Raw genomic sequence first — 21,759 nt, 5'->3', positions numbered from 1 at the left:
ATCGCTGCGCGATGAGCCGAATGCTTGCTGCCACTATCTTTTTGTACAGTCAGCGCAGTAAATGCGCAGACCTATCCGAACTGTTACCGTGAAAGTTACTGTCCGCTCCGTAAAATCCATTGCTGCCGCCGCTTTCTTTCCTATCTTCCATTATTATCACGGCGCCCCTGCGCGCCCCTGTGTTCAATCTTGTCGCCTGTCCTCTTGCCCGCCTCCTTTTTTTCTCTCGCGAGTTTCTCACTGCAGGCGAGGCAGTCTTCATCAATTTCGTATACGCTGTTTCCTTCTATTATTAAACGGGTGCTCATTCCCACTTTCCCCCTGTAATTTTCATCGTACTTTAGTATATGCGGCAATTTCCAAAGCGTCGGCATGATCCTTTCTTTTTGCGCATATATTTAGGCAAGGAATTAAGAGGTATTGTCCCATGAGCAATGAACAGACTTTAAAAATCACAGAGCTGGATTATCTGACGGCCGCCCCTCATCTTCAGATGATAAAAGCCGCTCTTCCCTACATCAATATACAGGAACAGCGTATCTTCTCCCTGCTTGTAAAAATTGGTGAACTGCAGCGAACCGTACAGTTGTTTGGAAACAGTGAGGAAGGCGATCTCAGCATCTGCTCCCTGGAAGAAGACGCGCCGGCTTCCCCGGTGGATATGTTAAATGCAATGAAACCATTCGGCACGGAGGCCGAGCAGGACTTTATCGATCTGATTGTCAACTTTCTGCAGGGCTCCCAGCTTTACCAGTCCTATATGGACAGTATGGATGAACCCGATCAGGAAATCCCCAGGCGGGAACCGGAACATGTGCAGGGACAGGAACGCAGGGCCGACAGCCGTACGGGATATTCGTCCGCCCAGAATAACCAGGGCAGCCAGGGCAGCCAGGGGAACCAGAACGGCTCCGGCGGACAGAATGGTTCCGGTGGGCATAACGGACAAAACGGCAGGAGAAACGATTTCTTCCGTTTCCCCATGGACCAGCTGAAAAATATACTTCCCCCCGATCAACAGTCCAGACTGGAGACGGCCCAAATGCTGATGCAGACCTTTCAGCAGTTCTCGTAGCACGACCTGCTCCGTTACATAGAGCGGCAGCGGTCCTCCCTGCAGCCGTGCCGCGGCGGGGAAGACCTGTGACAAAGCCCGAAGCAATAGCATGAAACCACCTGGCCAGAAACAGATCATAACAAGCAGAAAGGAAATTAGACCATGAATGAGAATTGGAGACAGGATCCGCGCCTGAAAGGAATGGATGAACAAAAACTGAAATATTTGACCGAGCTGGCTGACAAAGCCGGAAAAACACCGAAAGATAAACTGATGCCCTTATTAATGAGCATGGCCACCGGAAACAACGGAATGAATTTTAATGATCAGGAGACGGATCTGATTGTATCGATTCTCACTTCAGGAATGAATCCCGCACAGAGAAAACAGGTAGAAACCCTGCGCACGCTGTCGAGGAAGATGGGAAACCGGAAATAAAACATGGAAGGCCGCTGCAGGCAGGAACCGGCAGCGGCCTCTATTTCGTATTTTCTTTTATCTGAACGGGTAGTTACTGTACGTCCCGCCATCGGCTCCGTCATCCATCCCATTACCGGATCGACAGAAGCGCCGCCTTTGTCGCATGGATCTGCGTCGTATCAAACACGGGCAGGGCCGTATCCGCCTCCCGGATCAGCATTCCAATCTCGGTGCAGCCAAGAATCACTCCCTGCGCGCCCGCAGCCGCCAGCTTATCGATAACCGCCAGGTATTTCTGTTTGGACGTCTCCGAAATGATTCCCCGGCACAGTTCTTTAAAAATCACTTCGTTGATTTCTTCAATCTCCTCTTCCCCGGGAATCAGAACTTCAATTCCGGCGCCAACCAGCTTTTCTTTATAGAAATCCTGCGTCATCGTATATTTTGTGCCAAGCAGGGCGACCCGGTTAATCCCGCTTTGCAGAAGTATGTCAGCCGTCGCCTCGGCAATATGGATAACCGGAATCCCGATGCGCGCCTCAATCTGCGGTACGACCTTATGCATGGTATTTGTACAGATTACAATATAATCGGCCCCCGCATTTTCAAGTTTCCCGGCAGCCTCCGCCAGAATCTCCCCTGCCCTGTCCCACTCCCCGTCGGACTGGTACTTTTCGATTTCCTCAAAATCCACGCTGTACAGCAGTATCTTTGCGGAGTGCAGGCCTCCCAGCTCTTCCTTAACCACCTCGTTGATAATCTTATAATAGGTGACGGTGCTCTCCCAGCTCATTCCGGCAATCATTCCAATTGTTTTCATCTAAAATGCCTCCCGCCTGTGTCAATCGGACAAGAAAGAGTCCTGCCCTGAGTTTTTTCATACCACAGGCTCACTTTCCTGTGATAGAAAAAAGGGACGCCGGATGCGGGACTGTTTTCCGCCCGCCTCACCCGCAAAACGGTTTCGGCCGCGTCAGAAAATCCTGTCCGCCATCCGGCGTCCCTTTTTTCAATTAGATCTCTTTTTTCCAGAGTCCGTGCAGATTGCAGTACTCATAAGCGGCAACAGCCTCATCAGTCTCACTTAAAACAAACTCAGCAGCCGGTTTCATCTCCGGATTCAGATATTTAATCTGAACGCCCTCTTTCGTCTCAAGAGCGATCCACTGGATATAATGCTGCTCCATCATCGGATGCTCCACTTCGCCTACCTTTACGGTAATCTTAGCGCCCTCAACCTCGACTGCAGGAACATGCTTCTCAAACGCTCCGTCCGTACTTCCCGGAACAAGCTCCGTCATCTTCTGACCGCAGCACATAACCGGCACTCCGCTGTTTTTCACGTAAGTAATAATGTTACCGCAATGTTCACAGACATAAAATTTTAATTCCATCTTTCTTTCCTCCTGATTTCCACATATGTAACCGTTCCGTACCTTCCGAACCGTTTCCATATATTTCTTTTTATGTATATTCATTATATTTGTTTTAGATACAATATACAAGTAAATATTAATTACTTATAGCAATTCACCGATCAATGCACCGTTTCATATCTCATGTTTTGCAATCCGCAGTAACATTAAAACAACATAGTGGCAGCGGCCGTCCCCTCCCCTTGAGAAATAAAACAAATAATCCGCCGCAGGCCGGGTTTTGGAATCCAGCGAAAACCTCGGCGTCTTCAGTCCCGTCGACAACCTGCCCGGGGAAGGAAGGAGAAAACTTTCCGAAGGGGACATTGGAGCCCACCGGTGCTTAGACGGCGTTCTTTGACGTCTTAGCATCCGCTGTGCGCTCCACAAGCGGGAGCGAGTCCCCGTAGGAATTTTTTCTCCTGGATTCCCCACCAGCAACAACCTGTATACCGGGACTGAAGACTCATCCCCTCCCCCATTCCACCCCCGCATTTTTATATTTCCCAAAAAACAATTGATTTCCCATCCTTTTCGTGCTACAATCAGTAATCGATAAGAAGACCGCTTTCACGGACTTTTTACCGTTATAAATCAAAAAAGAAACAGGGGAGCTTGTAGAACAGGCTGAGAGGAAATTTGAAATTTCGACCCTTTACCTGATTTGGATAATGCCAACGTAGGGACGTGAAATATTGTACATACCATCCCGCCATTATCCGGCGGGATTTTTTCTATCATGGGAAAGTGCTTCTATGATATAAAAAGCCCTCCGGGCAGGATGCACATGCCGCGCAGAGGTAAATGGTTGCAGAAGCAACCGCGCGGCAGCGCAAGCGTTCCGCGAGCGGAACTCTTTGTTCTTACTGATTGATTGACTTTTTTCTATAAACAGGAGAATCCAATGAAAAAATATTATAATAACTTCATCCCGGCTCTTTTCATTCTCGTCCTGCTCCTTCTGTGGGAAGGGGCCGTGCAGGTTTTTCATATCCCCCTGTATGTCCTCCCCTCACCGGTGCAGGTGATAAAAACGCTGGCAGCCGAACTCAACACGCTGGGAGGCCATGCGGCCGTTACCGTTATTGAGGCCCTCTCCGGTATTGCCATCTCCCTTGTGCTGGCGCTCGTGCTCGGCATTCTGATGGACTGTTTTCCAGTTGTCAAGCAGGGACTTTATCCGATTCTCGTCGTTACCCAGACGGTTCCCATGATTGTCCTGGCCCCGATTCTTATCATCTATATGGGCTTTGGCGTGGCGCCGAAAATATTGACCGTCGTACTGATGTGTTTCTTTCCCATTGCGGTCAGTTTCTCCGACGGGCTCGCCCAGGTGGATGAGGAATACGTCCACCTCACCCGATCTTACGGCGCGGGAAAATGGGAGACTTACCGCCTTGTGAAGATACCCGCCTCCATCCCGTCTCTGCTGTCCGGCCTGAAGGTAGCGGCCACGTACAGCATCAGCGGCGCCGTGGTCGGCGAATGGATCGGCTCACAGAAGGGACTCGGCTATTATCTTTTGAGAGTGAAAAACAGCTATATGCTCGACAAGGTATTTGCCTGCGTCCTGGTAATCATCTTTTTAAGCCTGTGCATGAACAGACTGATCCGCCTTTACCAGTTCGCCGCCCTTCCCTATCTGAAACGGAATAACAATTAACACCACGTTGCAGATTTTCAATGTTTACTTATGAAATGATGCAAAGCCGTTACTATTTCCACACGCTGCTTTTTAGCGGGATAGGGACCGTAACCCGAATTGCCCACGCATCATTTTCAATAATCACACCAAAGGAGAAAAATTATGAAAAAGAAATCACTTGCAATCCTGTTAACCGCTGCCCTGGCAGCAGGTACGCTGGCAGGCTGTTCCCAGTCCTCCGGCACCGCAGAGCCGTCTTCCAATCCGGCTGCGGCAGAAACCGGGAATCCTTCCTCCGGCACAGAAAAGACGGACGAGACTTCCGGTGAAGCTTTCGCTGGCTCCGGGGAGCTTAAGGATGTCACCGTCATTCTCGACTACGTGGCCAACACAAACCACACCGGCATGTACGTCGCCCTGGACCAGGGATATTATGAGGCGGAAGGACTGAACGTCAATATTATTGAGCCAACCGAGGGCGCTACCGCCACCCTGATTGCCGTTGGTAAGGGCGATTTCGGAATCAGCTATCAGGAGGACGTCACCATTGCCCTCACCGCTGCCGATCCCCTTCCAATCAAAGCCATTGCAACCATTATCCAGCATAACACCTCCGGTTTTGCAACCTACGAGGGAAAAGGCATCAAATCCCCGAAAGATTTTGAAGGCAAAACTTATGCAGGCTGGGGAGGCCCGGGCGAGGAGGCCGTATTAAACGCCGTTATGACAAAGGACGGAGCCGATTTCTCCAAACTCAACATGGTCATCTCCGACGGTTCCGGTTTTGAGGCACTGAAGGATAAAGCCGATATCATGTGGTTCTTTGAGGCCTGGGACAATGTAAAATGCCAGTTAAATGATTTCCCAATCGAGTATATGCCGGTCCGCGAACTGGATGAGCGTCTGGACTACTATACGCCTGTCATTATTGCTTCCAACGACACGTTGAAAAACAACCCCGACACGGTGAAAAAGTTCCTGGCCGCCACGGAAAAAGGTTACGAATACGCAATTCAGAATCCAAAGGAAAGCGCCGCCATCCTCCAGAAATACGCTCCCGACTATCCTCTTGAAATGCTGGAAGTATCCCAGACCTATCTTGCCGATAAATATTCGGAAGATGCCAGTCAATGGGGCGTAATGAAGGACGAAGTCTGGGACAGATACACGGACTTCATGGTTGAATACGGAGTAATTGACAAAGCCATTCCGGCTTCCGACTGCTATACCAACGAATTCCTCCCCGTGAAATAAGAAAGGACAGATGTACTATGAAACTGGACGTATCCGGCTTATCTTTTTCCTATGAAAACAAAAAACTGTTCGAGGCCCTGGATTTTTCCATCAAAGAGGGGGAATTTGTAAGTCTTCTCGGGCCTTCCGGCTGCGGAAAGTCGACGATTCTCAAGCTCCTGACCGGGGTCATCACGGCGGAAACCGGCCAGATTCAAGTGGACGGCCGGACCGTGAACGGACTCTCGGAGCATTTTGCCTACATGCCCCAGAATGATCTCCTGTTCCCCTGGAAAACAATCCTGGAAAACGTCTGCCTTTACGGACAGATTCATGGTTCTTTCAATGAAATGAAGCGGGAAGCCGCGGAAAACTTTCCTGCTTTCGGCCTGGACGGATATGAAAACAAATATCCGTCCGCCCTTTCCGGAGGCATGAGGCAGCGTGCCGCCTTCCTGCGCACCGCGCTGTGCAAGGCGGACATCCTGCTTCTGGACGAGCCGTTCGGAGCCCTCGATGTCATCACGAGAGGTGATATGCAGGACTGGCTGATTGGGATGAGGGCCAGGTTAAACCGTACGGTGCTCCTGGTCACACACGATATGGATGAGGCGCTCTATCTCTCCGACCGGATTCTGATTCTCAACCAGACGCCGGCCCATATCACCTGTGAAATCACAATCCCGGACAGGGAAAGAAACAGGGAATGGCTCTACCGGCAGGGAGATCTGAGGCAGAAGATCCACTCGGAAATCATGTCGGGACGAACCTGAGATGATTCGTGTAAAAAGAGAGATTGGACCATCGGCAGGAGGTGTCAAAATGGAACAGACCAGAATAGAACAGACCAGAATAGAACAGACCAGAATAGAACAGACCGATTTAAGATTTTTATGCGATGCCCATGCCCATATCGGCTCACGCAAAGAACTCAGGGAGCGCAGGGAAAGTAAGATTCCCTCTCTCCTCTGCGCTTCAAACCCAATGGAGGCGGACAGGCTGGCCGCACTGTGTTCCGAACCGGAAAATGAGAGTTTTCTCATTCCTACCTTCGGCCTGCATCCATGGTATGCGGACCGCTTCCGGATAAGCGATATGGAACCGTTTTTTTCACAGTGTTCCGTAATCGGGGAGATTGGGATGGACAGCGTCTGGTGTGACGTCCCTCTGGACATTCAGGAAAAGGTGTTCACCGGACAGCTCGCCATGGCAAGCGGGATGAAAAAGCCCGTGATTCTTCACACAAAGGGGCAGGAAAAGAGAATCGCCTCCCTGATCTCCGAATTTCCCAATACCTATCTGGTACACTGGTACTCCTCCCCCGAATTTCCGAAACAGTATCTGGAACTTGACTGCTATTTTTCCATCGGGCCGGACGTCTGGTGGAATCCCGATGTAAGAAAACTCGCAGCGGGCCTTCCGGCCGACCGGATTCTAATCGAAACCGACGGTCTGGGAGCCGTAACCTGGTCCTTTGATGAGGCTCCGGAAGAACTCCGCTCCCACGCCGCTGAGGACGCATCCTCTTCCATCCGTTCCTCCCTCTCCTACACCCTGGCACAGACGGCAGAAATCCGGCGCCTCCCTGTGGAAGAAGCCGGATCTCAGATTGTCCGAAACTTTCATAATTGTTTTAAACGGGATTGTCACAAATCCCGATAAAAAGCCACACGCCGTTCTTCTTAATGCCGTACAGGAAAGGACGGTCCAGAATCATCTCCGCCCTGCCGTCCGGAAGCGCGGCCCCTGCGTAGGCAATATCCGTAAAGGCAGATGCCTCCACGCCCTTCTCGTCGATTCCGATATGCCCGTTCTGGGTGATGGAGGAGATGAAAATGTCCTTCTGCTCCGTCATTCCCGAAAAGTCCCCGTTCTCAAAAATTCCGGTGATTCCCAGTTTCATCATCATCTCTTTTATATCACTCCGGCTGTCCGAAGTGAATTTGGGAACCTTAAATACCACCTCCCCCGTATGGCTCTCTCCGCTCTCTAGCGCTTCTCTCAAGCGCTCCGGAGATTCAAGAAAAGAATCGATGGAAACGCCCTCATCGGGAAGAACAAAGACCATGGAACCACTCTCTTTCAACCCCAGGGCGGATCTTACATATCCTTCCCCCGTGCTGAATCCATGGGAGCCAAAGGTGGCGTTCATAAAATCCGTCTCCACCGCGGTTCCGTCCGCAAGGTGGAAATCTCCCTTCTTTGTCTCCGATTTGGGAAACCGGTCAATCCATTCATCATAGAAGTAAATCGTATTCATCAGGTGCATCAACTGCTGTGAATCGGTTTTGATCTCCGGCGCAATTGTTCCCTTTGTATTCTCCTGTACCCATTTTCCCATCTCCCCACCTGTTTTTTCATCCGAAAAATCCACATTGTGGACGGAGGCATAGAACTGCTCTGCAGCCGTCTTCCGGAACGCTTCCTTCAGCTTCAGATCACGCCCCACCCACAGGGATGTCGCGATGCGAAGCTGGCCGATGGAGTTGTCACAGTATAAGGTCCGGTAGAGTTTACCCGCATTTTCTTCAGCCTTTTCTCTGTCTTTTGTGCCGAGAAAACGGTAAAGCTCCTCCGCCGTCTCCCCCTCCGTTCCGGAAGCCGCCAGAGCCAGGGCGTAGTAAAGACTGGTCGGGGAATAGACCAGATTTTCCTCCCTGGCCGCCAGAAGCTCCCTGGCGGTTGTAAATACAAAATCCGCCTGCTCCTCAATAAAAGACGGATCCACTTCATTATTGTCCATATACTCCCTCCATTTTTCCCAGTCCTTGTCGCTGTCTATCCCTTCCGGGTAGGACGGGTTTACCGCCGAATCATCCTGGTTCGTCCGTACGCCTTTGCCGCAGCCTCCCAGGATACCCCCGGCCATCGCGAGAAGCGCCAGTCCGCAGAGCGCGGCTGTTTTTTTCTGTTTCCATCCTGCTTTTTTCATAAGTTTCCTCCTCTTTTTCGGCCGCCCGTTCCGTCCCCGGAACCCGCACGGCTTATTCCATGCTCCCATTATACCTGATTTTTCCAGCGTCTTTTTTGCTTTTCTCTTACTCATTCTTAATATTTGTTACTATTCACAACAACAGCGAAAAGCACGCTTCGCGAACTTTTCATTGCCGCTCAATAAAATAAGGCACTCATCTCCCCCCGCCGACGGCGAAGAAGGAAATGGTGCCACTCTTTTATGACATTGTTTTATGACATTCTCTTATGAATTTGAAAAGGAAAGCGTACTCAGGCGGTCCGCCCGCACATTTCGCTCTTTTCTTTTTAATGCGCCTTAATACGCCGCCAGATCTTTTTCCTCCTGGACTACGATAATCTTTGTATTCTGATCCACGTTTTGTACCAGCTCCTTCATATACTCTTCCGGTATGCTGATACAGCCGGAGGTTCCCGTATTATTGGCAACCTTCGGGCAGTGCAGGAAAATGGCGGAACCCTTTCCCGGCACATAGCCGTCGTTGTAATTCAGGACCAGGGCATAGTTGTAATGCGGCGCCTGGCGTATCAGGTTCTCGGAGGAAGTCCAGTCCTTCTGGACTTCAAATTCATTGACAAGGCGGTTATAATACCGGCTGTTTCCGTCATCCACGAAATGATCGCCGTTTACCACCTTGTGGTAGGGAAGAATACTTCCGGGGTTATCTTTCATTCCGAAAGCCATGGTAAAGGAGTAAACGCCCGCCGGCGTCTTCTTGTCCCCCTCCTTCTTGTCTCCGGAAATCCCGTTCATGCCGCTCACTGCCGGTACGGAAAATGCGGGTGCGAACACTCCATCCCGGTTCTTTTTATACCAGGTCAGGGTTCCCAGCGCGGGATCGGCAGGATTCCCCACTGCTACAATAAGCTGGGAGGCCTCCTTTGCCGCTTTGAGCGTGTTTACGTCTCCATTATAGGGGACGGCGGCCTCTCCTGTTTCCGTATTCCCGGACTGTTCCGTAAGGAGTCCGGCTTTCTTCTGTTCGCTCTCCCAGGCCGGTCCGTACGCCTGGCCGCTGTTGTCTGCGGCAAATGCGGTCCGGGGACCTGCAGCCGCAAGTATCAGCCCGGCAAGTCCCGCCAGGCAGATTTTCTTATATAATCGATCGGTTCCTCTGTGCTTCTTTTTCATCAGGGCAAATTCCTTTCTGTCCATGCTCAGCCATTCTATATCCATTCCTGTATTACCAATTCCTCCGGCATCTGCCGCATTTATCCATTGCTGCAGTTTGCCGCATCGATTGCAATAACAAGCATCAGACCCAGAAGTTCATCCTCCGGATCGTCGTATTGCAGCACATAGGTGTCGCCCCAGTGCAGAAATTCCTTTTCGATGTGCATGATGGCCGAACACTCGTTATAAATGCCGTAATCCCATCCCAGGAAATCGCCTTCCACCCGCCATCCGTTAAAATCGACCTCGTATTTGGGCCTGAACAGCGTAAACCGCTTTTCGACCTGCCCCATAATCCGTCCGCCGATCTCGATTTCAAATCTCGGCATCAGCGTTAAAAAGGCCTCTCTGACTGCGCCGAGTTCTTCCCCCGTACGGCTGTCATAGACGTGGATCTGGTGGGTCAGCGACAGGAATTCGGCTTTCACAAAATACCGCGGACTCTCATCCTCGCCGTATACATCATAAGTATCGCTCCATGAAAACACTCTCTGTCTGATTAATAATCTGGGCATCCGGTCCTCCCTCTTTTTTGTCCTTTGTGTTTGTCTCTTTTGTAGCCGTTACTGCTTCTGTTCCACCTTCTGTTTTTCTATCTGTGCGGACAGAAGCCTGTCCAGATAGATGGATTTAAACTGCTTGCTTGCCAGTGCCTGCTTTACGGGCGGCAGCTTCAGGATGGTCCCGAAGACGGCGGCCAGGGCCCTGTGGTTGGCGAATGCCTCATTGTCAAATATCAGGTTCTGCAGGGTTCCCTTCTCAATCGCCTGCAGCACGAAACGGTGCGTGCTGTTGACCGGCGTGATAATCTGTACGGGCCGTTTCTCCAGTTGGATGGCTCCCACCGGGCAGTTTCTCACACAGACGCCGCAGCCGAGACAGATATCCCGGTCCACTACCGCCTTCTTCCTGCCGGTCTTCTCCCCCGTCTCCGGAGATAACTCATCCTCCATCTTAACCGCCAGCACAGGACAGACTTTTGCACATTTGCCGCAGCCGATACAGGTCTTCTGATCGATTGCCGGAATGTAATTCGTCGTCGCCACCGGCTGCATCGGGGCAAACCGTCTGGCGGCCTGAAGCGCTTCACAGCAGCATCCGCAGCAGTTGCAGACAAATGCCGGATATTCCCTCACATTTTCGCCGATCTGCACCAGATTGGCATCATAAGAACGCTCCAGCGCGTCCATTGCCTCTTCTTTGGAAATCAGTCTGGCATGTCCTCCATGTTCCGCCAGGGAACGGGCCACATTGCCGAAGGTCAGACAGACGTCAAGCGGAGCGTCTATCTCGCAGGGATGGCCCGTATGAGCCGCTTTATGGCGGCAGTAACAGAGCCCCAGACCGATATAATCCGCTTCCTCCACGATATGGCTGGCCCTTTCATAATCCAGAATATGGCTCATATTCTCATTGCCGAGCACCGGTTCCTGGACAAACACGCGGCCCAGTTTTGTCTCCGTCGCATAGAAGAGATCCTTTACAAAGTCCTCCTCCACGTTCATATACTGATAGTAAAGCTCACTCAGGTATTTCTGATCGATATCGCCCCTGGTGCGCATCAGGGCAAACTCGAAAAATCCTGCCATTGGCGGCGGGATGACAAATTTTCTGACCCCATTATGCCAGGAATCCACCAGAAGCGCTTTCTCGCAGAGATGGTCGAGCACCTTCTCCGCCTTTGCCTCCGAAGTATTCCAGATATGAGCCGCTCTCTTTAGTGTAAAAGGTCTTACGGGAAGCATGGCCATAACCCTGGCTTCCTTTTCCGTAAAAAGCACCTGTAAAATCTTATACAGCGTATCCGATGCCGGAGCGCCCTGAGTAAACCAGTTGATGCGTTCCTCCAGGCTCTTGTGGGCATCCTTTGATGTAATGTGTCCCATTTCTGTCAGTCCTTTCCTGATAAGTCATATTTTATATCATAACACAAAAAATATCCGTTTTCCATTTACGATTTTCTTGCAATAAAAAACCTGCGCCCCGGCATAGGCAGGGACACAGGTTATTTATTAACAGGAAAATCCTCCGTTGTGCGACTCCTTTGCCACATACAGAGCCGCATCCGCCGCCTTTGCGACAACCGAGTATTTGTCGCCGGGGTTGACGACAGCAGCGCCGGCCGACAGTGTGATGGAAGGCATATTCCTTCGTTTTGCCTCCGCGGCCAGAGTGTCGTTGATATCCTTCATAATCTTTTCCGCTACGGAATAATCCGAAGTGTGGGCGACAAAGATGGCGAATTCATCGCCGTGGAGCCTGGACGCAAGGTCGATTGTCCTGATACGGCCGATGATCATCTGTGCCGTCAGTTTAATCACTTCATCTCCCACGCTGTGCCCGTAATTATCATTGACCTGTTTAAAATGGTCTCCATCTATCATAATCAGGATTCCGCTCTGTTCGGTCGTCTCCAGAACCTCGTTCATCTCCTTGCGGAAGGATTTGAGATTCATCATTCCGGTCAGATCGTCGACCGCCGCAGCTTTCTGGGCGGCGCTGAGCGCGATCTCAAGACGCCTCTGCGTCTGTCCGAGTTCCACATAAGCCTCCTTCAGCTCCCTGTTTTTCTGATCTACGCTGACACGGCTCAGAACATAGATAAGCAGCAGTTCCGTGACGAGAATCGGAATCAGCCAGATGTCCATCGTCGCGGTAAGTATGGAAGCGGCCGGGACAAAGACCAGGAAATCAAAGCCGTTTCCTTTCAGCAGACAGCCGTAATATTTCTTTCCGTCCATCTTGAAAGGAACCGATTCTCCGCCGCCCCGGCTGACCGCCTGAAGGCCGTCCTCAAACTGGCTTCGGAATCCATAAAAAGCCGCTGCGGAATCGGCAGTCTCCCTCAGCTTGACCGCTTCCTCCGAATTCTGATCGGCAATCGCGGCCAAATCGTTCTTTGCCGTCTCCACCGCCAAGGCCGCCTCGTCCAGGGTTGAATATAAATCTCCCCCCAGATACTCTTCTTTGGTGCTTCCGATTACGGTTCCGCTGCCGTCGCACACCATCATCTGGGCGTTTTTGTACTGCTCCATGGAAGTAACCAGGCTCTGGATATCGGCCATCTTGATATCATAGGCAAATACCGTCTCGCCGTCCGGCTGGAGCTGGGAGATGGTCGTCAATATGTAGTGGTTTGCATAGCTCATATAAGGAGGAGTAAAAACGATTCCTCCCATCCCGGCCGCAGCATCCTTATACCAGGGACGTTCCGTTGCCACGTAACCGCTCTCCTCGTAGACGGAATAGGGGGTATCCCAGCTGTAAAGGTACCTGCCCCGGTAATACATGTACAGGCCGTCATACGTCTCCCCCTCGATTGCAAGCAGCTTCTTGTCGATATTTTTAAGATAATCCCATATAATATCGGGATCCGGATTGTTTTCAATTTCCCGCGACATCATCTGCACAAACAGTTGGAAAGAGCGCTCATAATCGTTCATGACATCTTCAAAACCGACCTTTGCGCTCATCGCGTGATCCGTCAGGCTTTTGTTGATCGTATTTCGTTCCACCCTGCCGACTGCCAGTACAACCGCTATGTTCACAACCACAATAATGACTGCAAAAATAATCCTTTTACGTTTTCCCCTTCGCTTTGACGCCTCCATAAGCTCTTCCCCCGGAATACTCATTTTTCTGCCTCTGTATTTACTTATTTTGTTTATATTTTACCATAGTTTTGAAAAAAAGTCTGCTTTTATACAAAATTCGCAGGCAATGTTTTTACTGCATTGCCTGCGCTGTTTTATTGATTTGCAATGAAAAGCCCATGGGGCATACGGTTCATTATTTTATTGCAATCGAATCCTTGATTCATTACACTTATTTCATTACGATGTTGACGATTCTGCCCGGTACATAGATTTCTTTCACTACGTTTCCGGTCAGTTTGTCCCCGAGCGCCTCTTTGCCCGCCGCGATTGCGTCTTCTTTCGATACATCGGCGGGAAGTGTTACGACGGCTCTTGTCTTGCCGTTAATCTGGACGGCGATCTCTTTCTCATCGTCCTTCATCAGCTCCGGATCGCATTCCGGCCATGTCTCGTGGAATACGCTGTCCGTACCGCCCAGCACCTGCCACAGTTCTTCACCCAGATGAGGTGCAAACGGGGCCAGAAGGATTACAAATGTCCTGAGGGTTTCTTTGTCGATACCGCCCTCTTTCTTAGCCAGGTCGATGAGCTTGTTATTATACTCCATGAATCCCGAGATAACGGTGTTCAGGCTGAACTGCTCAAATCTCTGTTCAATGTCGAACACCAGCTTGTGGCGGAGCTTAATCATTTCCTTAGTCGCCGCAATATCCTTATCCTTATTTTCCATTACAAGGTTGTGGAAACGGTTCAGGAAACGCGATACGCCCTCGATTCCCCTGTCGTCCCACTCGGCATCCAGCTCCGGCGGTCCCACGAATAATTCATAGAGACGCAGCGAGTCACAGCCGTAGTCACGCACCAGATCGTCGGGGGAAACCACGTTGCCCTTGGATTTGCTCATCTTGATACCGTTCTTGCCGGTGATCATGCCCTGGTTAAACAGCTTCTTAAACGGTTCATCGAAATCGATGGCTCCGATGTCGCAGAGGAACTTCGTATAGAAACGGGAGTAAAGAAGGTGAAGGACCGCATGCTCTACGCCGCCGATATACATGTCAACCGGCAGATATTTGTCTGCTTTTTCCCTGGAAACCAGTTCTTCATTGTTTTTGCTGTCCACATAGCGGAGGAAATACCAGGAGGAACCTGCCCACTGAGGCATGGTGTTGGTCTCTCTCTTTGCAGGCGCGCCACAGCACGGGCATGTGGTGTTGACCCACTCGTCAATACCTGCAAGAGGTGATTCCCCGGTTCCTGTCGGCTGGTAGCTCTCCACTTTCGGAAGCTCTAACGGAAGCTGATCCTCCGGTACCGGCACGTTGCCGCAGTTCGGACAGTGGATGATCGGGATTGGCTCTCCCCAGTAACGCTGACGGGAAAATACCCAGTCACGCAGTTTGTAGTTGACCGTCTTTTTGCCCAGTCCCCTCTCCTCGATCATGGCAGGAGCTTCCTGTTTGAGTACGGACGACTCCATGCCGTTCCACTCGCCGGAATTGATCATGACTCCGCTTGCCTCGGTATAGGCCTCGGTCATATTCTCGATTTCTTTGCCGTCCTTAGCGATAACCTGGATAATCGGGATATTGAATTTTTTCGCAAACTCAAAGTCACGGTCGTCGTGGGCCGGAACGCACATGATGGCTCCCGTACCGTAATCTGCCAGTACATAGTCGGACAGCCAGATCGGGGTCTTCTCGCCGTTTAACGGATTGATTGCATAGGAACCGGTAAATACGCCGGTCTTTTCTTTATCCTGGAGACGGTCCACATTGGATTTCATTGAGGCGTCAAAAATGTATTTCTCCACGTCTTCCCTTGTCTCGTCCGTAGCCAGGCTCTTCGCCAGGCTGTGCTCCGGTGCAAGGACCATGAATGTCGCTCCGTAAAGGGTGTCGGGCCTTGTTGTATAAACCGTGATCTTCTCGTCTCTTCCGTCCACCTTAAAGTCTACTTCTGCGCCGTAAGATTTGCCAATCCAGTCGGTCTGCATCTTCTTAACCTTCTCAGGCCAGTCAAGCTTGTCGAGATCATTTAAGAGGCGCTCTGCATATGCCGTGATTTTGAGCATCCACTGGCGCAGGTTCTTCTTGGTCACGGCGGTTCCGCAGCGTTCGCAGCAGCCGTTTACGACTTCCTCGTTGGCAAGGCCTGTCTTACAGGACGGGCACCAGTTGATCGGGAATTCCTTCTCATAGGCAAGGCCTTTTTTGAACATCTGAACGAAAATCCACTGGGTCCATTTATAAAATCCGGGATCCGTGGTATTTACTTCCATATCCCAGTCATAGATTGCCGCAATCTCACCGATCTGGCGTTTGATATTCTTTACATTCTCCGCGGTGGAGATAGCCGGATGAACGCCCATCTTGATGGCATAGTTCTCTGCCGGAAGGCCGAAAGCATCCCAGCCCATCGGATGGATGACATATTTTCCCTTTAATAACTGGTAACGGCTCCACACATCAGAGATGACATAGCCTCTCCAGTGTCCTACATGAAGGCCGCTTCCCGACGGATATGGGAACATATCAAGGCAGTAGTATTTCTCCTTCTCTCCGTCATTTACATTGATCGGGTTCTTTTCCCAGTTTTCACGCCATTTTTTCTCAATGGCGGTATGATTGTACTGTGACATTTCATTTCCTCCTGTTTCAATTTATATGCAGCGCTTCCTGCCCGGAGAGCTTTTTATATCACAGGAGCACTATCCTATGATATAAAAAAAGCCTGCATCTCTACTATCATAGAGACGCAGGGCAATATTACACGCTACGCGGTACCACTCTATTTCACACCGGTTATTGCTCCGCAGGTTTCATGGTTCCGGCCGGTTCGGCCTTTGCGGTAAACGGTATGCTCTTTCTACTCCATATAACGGCCGGATCCCGGCTCTGCCTACACAGGAACTTCCCTGCACCGGACGGAATGTCCGCGCCTCTTCCCTTCAACAGGCTGCTCCAAGGCGAGTTCGACTGAACTATTCATATCTGCCTCGCACCTTCCGGCAGCTCTCTGGTATGTCATTCAGCCTACTATTCCTTATCTTTGCATTTATGCTAAACAATAATTTAACATAATCGCCGGGGGATGTCAACCCGTTTAGACGGGGTTTTGGCTGAATACGGGTTAAAAGGGAAGATCTATTTTATAAATGCTGATATTCGGTCCTTTTCCATTCGGTCTCTTCTTGCCGATAATCTCCGCCTTGCCGTTGTTCTTCAGATTGGCAAGATAGTGGTTCGCGGTCCGAAGCGACACTCCCAGGCGGCTGATCAGCTCTGTGGAGGATATCTCATTGGTCCCCTCGGCTCTGAGCGTATTGATAATCTTCATCAGCGTGGCGGAGGAAAGTTTCACCTGATATGCCACCTCGTTGATATACTCCTGGGGGATTCCCGTCTTGTCCGACGGCATATCCTCATGACCGGAAGACAGTTCCGTAAGCCGGTTTTCTTCATCCAGCAGAAAGCTGGTTGCCGTCTTGTCCCGGCAGCTATGGGCATAACTGCTCGCATTCACCGCGTTGGAACGGGCCTGATAAAAATCCGCCCCGACCCCGTATCCAATCGAAACCGCCTCACGCTCCATCTTATCGAGGAATTCCGTAAGCGGACAGCCGGTATACCTGTTTGTCAGCCTGGCCAGCTCTTCCTGCACCGTATAAATCTCAAAATATTCGTTCCCGCTTTTAAGCGTCAGTCTGCCGCATTCCCTCTGCACAAAATCCGACAGGGACTTCTTCAGGGAAATCACACGCTGGGCCTTCTCATAGGTGTTCTCCTCCGCATCCAGATGCAGATCGATCCGTATCACGGCCGGACTGCCGCCGCGGGCGCGCTTTAAGTCAATCGCGTGGCAGACATTCCCTATCACATAATTCATCATATTGAGACTGGGGAAAATATAGCTGCAGGAACAGCCCTCTGCATTCAGGGCATCGGCCACATACAAAGACGAAGTCAGAACCGACCGGATTCTGCCCTCTTTAAAAAGCATCAGGTATTCATCGGTCATCCTCTGCTCTTCCAGCTCCATATCCTCATAAGAATCTACGCTCTTCTTATCTCTCTCCATATCATCCACCAGGGAGTGCATCCGATCCTCAAGAATCACTTCACCAAGCGTCCACCTGCTGCCGAGGACATCAATGCCAATCTGTTCGATGCTCAGGCCGGGATGGAGCAGAAGTTCGCTTAAAATGAGGCGGTATGTATTTTCTATATCAAAATCAAAATAGGATTTGCACATCGTTTTCGTCCACTCCAGGCGTTCCAGAATGGAATCCGGCCACGAACCGCTGGTGATTACCCCATCAAAATTCTCATGGATGTCATAGCTGACCTTCTCAAACTCTTTTGCCTCAGTGTATGGGATATAGGTCAGTTCGACTCCCCTGGGAGGCTCCTTCATCTGTTCTTTACAATAATCGATCAGAGCCGGTTTCAGCAACATTGCAATTTTATAGCACATGAATCACTAAACCCCCGAATTTTATTTTTATTTTCACGTTTATCATACAGGCTATCATAGTGAATGTCAAGCAATGCAGCCGTCATGATTATGCAATTTGTACAATATTTCTTCTATTTTTTATCTAATATAGACATTGTCAACAGTACCTTGCGTATATATAATCATATAAAAAGAACGTTCTTTAAACCATTCTTTAAATACTTTTCCGCCGGTGTGCATGCCGCTGTATTCAGGGAATTTTTAAACAAAGGAGAATTTGTCAATGGGAGTAAAAGAAAATATCTGTAAGTTCGTAGAGGAAAAAAAGGACCTGTTCATCGGGGTGAGTGAACAGGTATGGGAAAACCCGGAACTGGGTTTTGAGGAATTCAAATCATCCGATATTATAATTGATGCCCTGATCCGGGAAGATTTTCAGGTGGAGCGCGGTATCGCCGGTATCGGGACGGCGTTTCGGGGAACCTTTGGCCACGGCAGTCCGGTCATCGGTTTTCTCGGTGAATACGACGCCCTGCCGTCCCTCAGCCAGCAGGCCATGACTGCGGTTAAGCGTCCCGTCTCCGAGGGAGCCGCCGGGCACGGGTGCGGCCACAATGCGCTGGGAGCTGGTTCCCTCGCCGCTGCGGTTGCCTTTAAGGATTATCTGAAAGAAACAGGCCTCACAGGCACCGTTGTTTATCTCGGCTGTCCCGCAGAGGAATCCGGCTGCGGTAAAGCATTTATGGCAAGGGAAGGCATTTTTGATTCACTGGATGCCGCTCTCACCTGGCATCCCGATTCCTGCACCGGAATCTTTGCCGCCTCATCCCTGGCCGACTACTGTGTTCTGTTTAAATTTAAGGGCGTCTCCGCCCATGCCGCTTCCTCCCCTCATCTTGGGCGCAGCGCGCTGGATGCCGCGGAACTGATGAATGTGGGCGTCAACTTTTTGCGGGAACATATTATTGATCAGGCCAGAATCCACTATGCATTTCTGGATACGGGCGGCTCCGCCCCGAATGTGGTCCAGGACAGCGCAACGCTCTACTATTACATACGTGCACCAAAGAACAGCCAGATTATGGAGATTTACCCCCGCGTTGTAAAAGTTGCGCAGGGAGCCGCCATGATGACCGAAACCACGCTGACCGTTGAGGTTAAGAGCGCTCTTTCGGACTATATTCCCAACCGGATTCTCTCCTCTGTCATGGGTGAGTGCAATCTGGAACTGGGCGGCATCCAATTCAGCCGGCAGGCCGAAGAATTCGCAGCCGCGATGACGAATTCCATTAGTGTGGAGGATAAGGGCACCATTTTTGAACATCTCACCATGTACTGTGAACCCGAAGCAGCCGCCTCCCTCACGGATCGCGTGCTCTTAGGCAAGGCGTTCGGATACCACCCTCTCTCCTGCTGTCTGCCCGGCTCCACCGATGTAGGGGATGTATCCTATATCGTCCCGACCGCACAGATGGTTGCAACAACCGCCGTTCTCGGCACCCCGGAGCATTCCTGGCAGCTTACCGCCCAGGCCAACAGCCCCATTGCGCATGAAGGCCTTCTGTATGCGGGAAAAGTCATGGCATACACGGCCTGCCGTCTTTTGGAAGAGCCGGAGCTGTTAGAAAAAGCAAAGGCCGAACTGAAAGCCACGGTTCCAGGAGGTTACGTCTGTCCGATTCCGCCCGAAGTGACGCCTGAGGCGCAGTCACAGACGGACTGAACGGCCAATCCAGAAAATAGAGAGTGCATTTCTTTGAAAACAAAGGAGGAAATAAATTATGACATATTCTGATGTATCGGGCGGCGGCCTGCTTTACACGCTGGTAATCGCCGGGCTGCTTTTCATGGTCGGCCTGTGTATAGTCTTCTATATTAAATCTTACCGAAGGGCGATACAACTCGGCATTTCCCGGGAGAGCATTGCAAAGATTCACAAAAATACGCTTTTAGTCACCATCGTTCCCTCACTGGCCGTCATCGTCGGGCTGGTTTCCCTCACCGCCGTGATTGGAATACCGTGGTCCTGGTTCCGTTTAAGCGTTGTAGGAGATGTTTCCTATGAACTGATTGCGGCGGAGCTGGCAACATCCGCCATGGGCTTTACCGATATTACATCGGCGGCCCAGTCGGAGGCATCCACATTCTGCGCCATCATGTTTGTCATGAGTATGGGTATTATCGCAGGCGTCATTATCAACGCCCTGTTCGGCAAGCAGATTATTACCGGTGTGAGTAAGCTCGGACAGTCCAAAAGCTCCTTCGGGCAGATTATCAACGGTTCCCTGATGCTGGCCCTGATGGCGGTCCTGATTCCTTTCCAGATTTTCCAGGGAAAGGTTGCCACAATGGTTCTTATCTCCAGCGTCGGCATCTCCTACCTTCTTGCCCTGATCGGCAAAAAAATGGGCTGGTCATGGCTGGGAGACTTCGTCATGGCGTTTACACTGCTTCTCGGAATGGCATCCGCAGTTTTGTGGACTCAACTTTTTTAATCGGAGGGTATAAATATGAATGAAGATAAGAAATATATTGACAGCGTACACCGAATCGGCCGGATTGGCTCTTTGATTGCCGTCGGGTTTATGCTTGGAATTCCAACGATCATCTGCATAGTTTACAAGTGTTTCCCCAATCCCGGGACAATTATCCAGTCCGGCGCCGGGCTGCTGGCCCTGATGCTTCCGATTGATTTTGCGGAAATCATCGGTTACGCCCCGATTCTCGGCTCTTCTTCCTATATTACCTTCATCACGGGAAATGTAATGAGCCTGAAACTTCCGGTTGTCATCTCCGCCCAGCAGATCGCGGGCGTGGAAGCCAACACCCAGGAGGCCGATGCCGTGTCGACAATGGCCGTGTCGCTTTCTTCGATCGAAACAACGATTATTATCGCCCTCGGAGTTGTGCTTTTAAAACCCCTGGCCCCGGTTCTGACCCAGCCCGTATTCAGAACCGCCATCCAGTATATCGTTCCCGCCCTCATCGGCGCCCTGGTCATGGGTGTGTTTGGCAGAGAATCCTCCGATAAATATATTAAAAACAAATCCCTGGTAGCCATCGCCCCGGCATTCCTCTCCGTTCTGGCGCTGCTCTTCATCCCGGACATGCAGTCCTATCAGGGCATTGCCATTCTGATATCCATCCCGGTGGCAATCGGATGGGCCTATGTACTCCATAAGAAAGGTCTTATTACGATGGTCGATGTGAGCGCCGACAGTGTCGGCGGATCAGCCTGTTAATCCAGTTTACCGTCTTCAATCATGGGGCCGTTAAAAACTTCCAGTCATGGCCACCGGCTTAGCCGGTGGCCTGTTCTGCCCCTATAAGGGGCTATTAGATTACACGCTGCGCAGTACCACTCTATTTCACACCGGTTCTTGCTCCGCAGGTTTCATGATTCCGGCCGGAATGGCCGCGCATCTTCCCTTCAACAGGCTGCTCCAAGGCGAGTTCTATTGAAATATTCATATCTGCCCCGCACCTTCCGGCAGCTCTCTGGTATGTCATTCAGCCTACTATTCCTTATTTTTGCATTTATGCTAAACAGGGATTTAACATAATCGCCGGGGATGTCAACCCGTTTAGACGGGGTTTCTTGATATTGTTGACGCTCAGGTATGAAATAGGGATTTAATTGAGGAATGAGAACGCCGCCGTTAGGCCGGGGTTCGGGATGGTGAGGGGGAGGTTATGAGTCTTCAGTCCCGGTTTTCAGGTTGTCGCGAGTGGTGAATCCGGGCAGAAAAAGTTCCTTCGGGAAACGCTCGCGCTCTTCGAAGTGCATA

Annotated in this window: 19 protein-coding genes, 1 riboswitch and 1 other annotated feature; of the genes, 9 read left to right on the top strand and 10 right to left on the bottom strand. The window is 50.8% G+C overall.

Annotation, left to right across the window (positions count from 1 at the left end):
• Window positions 1-140: 140 nt before the first annotated feature.
• The gene (locus QZT18_RS17940) at window positions 141-308 is read right to left on the bottom strand and encodes a hypothetical protein (RefSeq protein ID WP_227033884.1); all 168 of its coding nucleotides are present in this window, start codon (window positions 306-308) and stop codon (window positions 141-143) included.
• A gap of 119 nt (window positions 309-427) precedes the next feature.
• Between QZT18_RS17940 and QZT18_RS17935 the strand changes: the two genes are divergently transcribed.
• Together QZT18_RS17935 and QZT18_RS17930 are read left to right on the top strand one after the other, a co-directional pair.
• Window positions 428-1,075 carry a hypothetical protein gene (locus QZT18_RS17935; protein ID WP_294150046.1) on the top strand — a complete coding sequence of 216 codons (648 nt, stop codon included), beginning with the start codon at window positions 428-430 and terminating at the stop codon, window positions 1,073-1,075.
• 144 nt (window positions 1,076-1,219) lie between these two features.
• Window positions 1,220-1,495: a hypothetical protein gene (locus QZT18_RS17930; protein ID WP_294150044.1), complete on the top strand. Its 276-nt coding sequence runs from the start codon at window positions 1,220-1,222 to the stop codon at window positions 1,493-1,495.
• A gap of 112 nt (window positions 1,496-1,607) precedes the next feature.
• On the opposite strand, the gene QZT18_RS17925 is transcribed toward QZT18_RS17930, so the two are convergent.
• Together QZT18_RS17925 and QZT18_RS17920 are read right to left on the bottom strand one after the other, a co-directional pair.
• The gene (locus tag QZT18_RS17925; RefSeq protein ID WP_294150042.1) at window positions 1,608-2,297 is read right to left on the bottom strand and encodes an aspartate/glutamate racemase family protein; all 690 of its coding nucleotides are present in this window, start codon (window positions 2,295-2,297) and stop codon (window positions 1,608-1,610) included.
• Window positions 2,298-2,490: 193 nt separating this feature from the next.
• Window positions 2,491-2,871: a desulfoferrodoxin family protein gene (locus QZT18_RS17920; RefSeq protein ID WP_294150040.1), complete on the bottom strand. Its 381-nt coding sequence runs from the start codon at window positions 2,869-2,871 to the stop codon at window positions 2,491-2,493.
• Between the two features lie 618 nt (window positions 2,872-3,489).
• A riboswitch (TPP riboswitch) is annotated at window positions 3,490-3,596 on the top strand.
• Window positions 3,597-3,796: 200 nt separating this feature from the next.
• On the opposite strand from QZT18_RS17920, the gene QZT18_RS17915 reads away from it, so the two are divergent.
• The 4 genes from QZT18_RS17915 to QZT18_RS17900 all read left to right on the top strand — a co-directional run bounded on the left by QZT18_RS17915 (window position 3,797) and on the right by QZT18_RS17900 (window position 7,432).
• The gene (locus QZT18_RS17915) at window positions 3,797-4,555 is read left to right on the top strand and encodes an ABC transporter permease (protein WP_294150037.1); all 759 of its coding nucleotides are present in this window, start codon (window positions 3,797-3,799) and stop codon (window positions 4,553-4,555) included.
• Window positions 4,556-4,699: 144 nt separating this feature from the next.
• A complete protein-coding gene (locus QZT18_RS17910) occupies window positions 4,700-5,791 on the top strand; it encodes an ABC transporter substrate-binding protein (RefSeq protein ID WP_294150033.1) in 1,092 nt (363 codons plus the stop codon).
• A 17-nt stretch (window positions 5,792-5,808) separates the two neighbouring features.
• Window positions 5,809-6,543 (top strand): ABC transporter ATP-binding protein, encoded by a 735-nt coding sequence (locus QZT18_RS17905; RefSeq protein ID WP_294150030.1) that lies wholly within the window; start codon window positions 5,809-5,811, stop codon window positions 6,541-6,543.
• A 49-nt stretch (window positions 6,544-6,592) separates the two neighbouring features.
• The gene (locus tag QZT18_RS17900) at window positions 6,593-7,432 is read left to right on the top strand and encodes a TatD family hydrolase (RefSeq protein ID WP_294150028.1); all 840 of its coding nucleotides are present in this window, start codon (window positions 6,593-6,595) and stop codon (window positions 7,430-7,432) included.
• On the opposite strand, the gene QZT18_RS17895 is transcribed toward QZT18_RS17900, so the two are convergent.
• The 7 genes from QZT18_RS17895 to QZT18_RS17865 all read right to left on the bottom strand — a co-directional run bounded on the left by QZT18_RS17895 (window position 7,404) and on the right by QZT18_RS17865 (window position 17,989).
• Window positions 7,404-8,702 carry a serpin family protein gene (locus QZT18_RS17895; protein WP_294150026.1) on the bottom strand — a complete coding sequence of 433 codons (1,299 nt, stop codon included), beginning with the start codon at window positions 8,700-8,702 and terminating at the stop codon, window positions 7,404-7,406. The two genes, QZT18_RS17900 and QZT18_RS17895, sit on opposite strands and share 29 nt — an antisense overlap.
• A gap of 339 nt (window positions 8,703-9,041) precedes the next feature.
• Window positions 9,042-9,920, bottom strand: a complete 879-nt coding sequence (locus QZT18_RS17890; protein WP_294150024.1) for a L,D-transpeptidase — start codon at window positions 9,918-9,920, stop codon at window positions 9,042-9,044.
• Between the two features lie 35 nt (window positions 9,921-9,955).
• Entirely contained in the window at window positions 9,956-10,432 is a 477-nt protein-coding gene (locus tag QZT18_RS17885) for an LURP-one-related/scramblase family protein (RefSeq protein WP_294150021.1), read from the bottom strand.
• Window positions 10,433-10,480: 48 nt separating this feature from the next.
• Window positions 10,481-11,803, bottom strand: coding sequence for a 4Fe-4S dicluster domain-containing protein (locus tag QZT18_RS17880; protein ID WP_294150019.1), 1,323 nt, complete (start codon window positions 11,801-11,803; stop codon window positions 10,481-10,483).
• Window positions 11,804-11,929: 126 nt separating this feature from the next.
• Window positions 11,930-13,552: a sensor domain-containing diguanylate cyclase gene (locus tag QZT18_RS17875; protein ID WP_294150018.1), complete on the bottom strand. Its 1,623-nt coding sequence runs from the start codon at window positions 13,550-13,552 to the stop codon at window positions 11,930-11,932.
• 190 nt (window positions 13,553-13,742) lie between these two features.
• Window positions 13,743-16,154, bottom strand: a complete 2,412-nt coding sequence (leuS, locus tag QZT18_RS17870; protein WP_294150015.1) for a leucine--tRNA ligase — start codon at window positions 16,152-16,154, stop codon at window positions 13,743-13,745.
• Between the two features lie 107 nt (window positions 16,155-16,261).
• Window positions 16,262-16,574, bottom strand: a binding site (T-box leader).
• Window positions 16,575-16,645: 71 nt separating this feature from the next.
• Window positions 16,646-17,989 carry an HTH domain-containing protein gene (locus QZT18_RS17865; protein WP_294150014.1) on the bottom strand — a complete coding sequence of 448 codons (1,344 nt, stop codon included), beginning with the start codon at window positions 17,987-17,989 and terminating at the stop codon, window positions 16,646-16,648.
• Window positions 17,990-18,254: 265 nt separating this feature from the next.
• On the opposite strand from QZT18_RS17865, the gene QZT18_RS17860 reads away from it, so the two are divergent.
• Genes QZT18_RS17860 through QZT18_RS17850 form a run of 3 tightly spaced genes read left to right on the top strand, consistent with a single transcriptional unit; the run spans window position 18,255 to window position 21,213 of the window.
• Window positions 18,255-19,694 carry an amidohydrolase gene (locus tag QZT18_RS17860; RefSeq protein WP_294150012.1) on the top strand — a complete coding sequence of 480 codons (1,440 nt, stop codon included), beginning with the start codon at window positions 18,255-18,257 and terminating at the stop codon, window positions 19,692-19,694.
• Window positions 19,695-19,752: 58 nt separating this feature from the next.
• Complete coding sequence (locus QZT18_RS17855; protein ID WP_294150010.1) at window positions 19,753-20,466, top strand: DUF5058 family protein; 714 nt, start codon at window positions 19,753-19,755, stop codon at window positions 20,464-20,466.
• A gap of 15 nt (window positions 20,467-20,481) precedes the next feature.
• Window positions 20,482-21,213: a hypothetical protein gene (locus tag QZT18_RS17850; protein WP_294150007.1), complete on the top strand. Its 732-nt coding sequence runs from the start codon at window positions 20,482-20,484 to the stop codon at window positions 21,211-21,213.
• The last annotated feature ends 546 nt before the right edge of the window (window positions 21,214-21,759 follow it).

The organism is uncultured Clostridium sp. (assembly GCF_900547735.1).
Classification (GTDB): domain Bacteria; phylum Bacillota; class Clostridia; order Lachnospirales; family Lachnospiraceae; genus Otoolea.
Note: the sequence above shows the minus strand (reverse complement) of the source record. Positions and strands in the feature narration are given on the sequence as shown.

Excerpts from the sequence above, each read along its gene's own strand:
- QZT18_RS17940 (WP_227033884.1), bottom strand. The coding sequence starts at position 308 with ATGAGCACCCGTTTAATAATAGAAGGAAACAGCGTATACGAAATTGAT.
- QZT18_RS17935 (WP_294150046.1), top strand. The coding sequence starts at position 428 with ATGAGCAATGAACAGACTTTAAAAATCACAGAGCTGGATTATCTGACG.
- QZT18_RS17930 (WP_294150044.1), top strand. The coding sequence starts at position 1,220 with ATGAATGAGAATTGGAGACAGGATCCGCGCCTGAAAGGAATGGATGAA.
- QZT18_RS17925 (WP_294150042.1), bottom strand. The coding sequence starts at position 2,297 with ATGAAAACAATTGGAATGATTGCCGGAATGAGCTGGGAGAGCACCGTC.
- QZT18_RS17920 (WP_294150040.1), bottom strand. The coding sequence starts at position 2,871 with ATGGAATTAAAATTTTATGTCTGTGAACATTGCGGTAACATTATTACT.
- QZT18_RS17915 (WP_294150037.1), top strand. The coding sequence starts at position 3,797 with ATGAAAAAATATTATAATAACTTCATCCCGGCTCTTTTCATTCTCGTC.
- QZT18_RS17910 (WP_294150033.1), top strand. The coding sequence starts at position 4,700 with ATGAAAAAGAAATCACTTGCAATCCTGTTAACCGCTGCCCTGGCAGCA.
- QZT18_RS17905 (WP_294150030.1), top strand. The coding sequence starts at position 5,809 with ATGAAACTGGACGTATCCGGCTTATCTTTTTCCTATGAAAACAAAAAA.
- QZT18_RS17900 (WP_294150028.1), top strand. The coding sequence starts at position 6,593 with ATGGAACAGACCAGAATAGAACAGACCAGAATAGAACAGACCAGAATA.
- QZT18_RS17895 (WP_294150026.1), bottom strand. The coding sequence starts at position 8,702 with ATGAAAAAAGCAGGATGGAAACAGAAAAAAACAGCCGCGCTCTGCGGA.
- QZT18_RS17890 (WP_294150024.1), bottom strand. The coding sequence starts at position 9,920 with ATGGATATAGAATGGCTGAGCATGGACAGAAAGGAATTTGCCCTGATG.
- QZT18_RS17885 (WP_294150021.1), bottom strand. The coding sequence starts at position 10,432 with ATGCCCAGATTATTAATCAGACAGAGAGTGTTTTCATGGAGCGATACT.
- QZT18_RS17880 (WP_294150019.1), bottom strand. The coding sequence starts at position 11,803 with ATGGGACACATTACATCAAAGGATGCCCACAAGAGCCTGGAGGAACGC.
- QZT18_RS17875 (WP_294150018.1), bottom strand. The coding sequence starts at position 13,552 with ATGAGTATTCCGGGGGAAGAGCTTATGGAGGCGTCAAAGCGAAGGGGA.
- leuS (WP_294150015.1), bottom strand. The coding sequence starts at position 16,154 with ATGTCACAGTACAATCATACCGCCATTGAGAAAAAATGGCGTGAAAAC.
- QZT18_RS17865 (WP_294150014.1), bottom strand. The coding sequence starts at position 17,989 with ATGTGCTATAAAATTGCAATGTTGCTGAAACCGGCTCTGATCGATTAT.
- QZT18_RS17860 (WP_294150012.1), top strand. The coding sequence starts at position 18,255 with ATGGGAGTAAAAGAAAATATCTGTAAGTTCGTAGAGGAAAAAAAGGAC.
- QZT18_RS17855 (WP_294150010.1), top strand. The coding sequence starts at position 19,753 with ATGACATATTCTGATGTATCGGGCGGCGGCCTGCTTTACACGCTGGTA.
- QZT18_RS17850 (WP_294150007.1), top strand. The coding sequence starts at position 20,482 with ATGAATGAAGATAAGAAATATATTGACAGCGTACACCGAATCGGCCGG.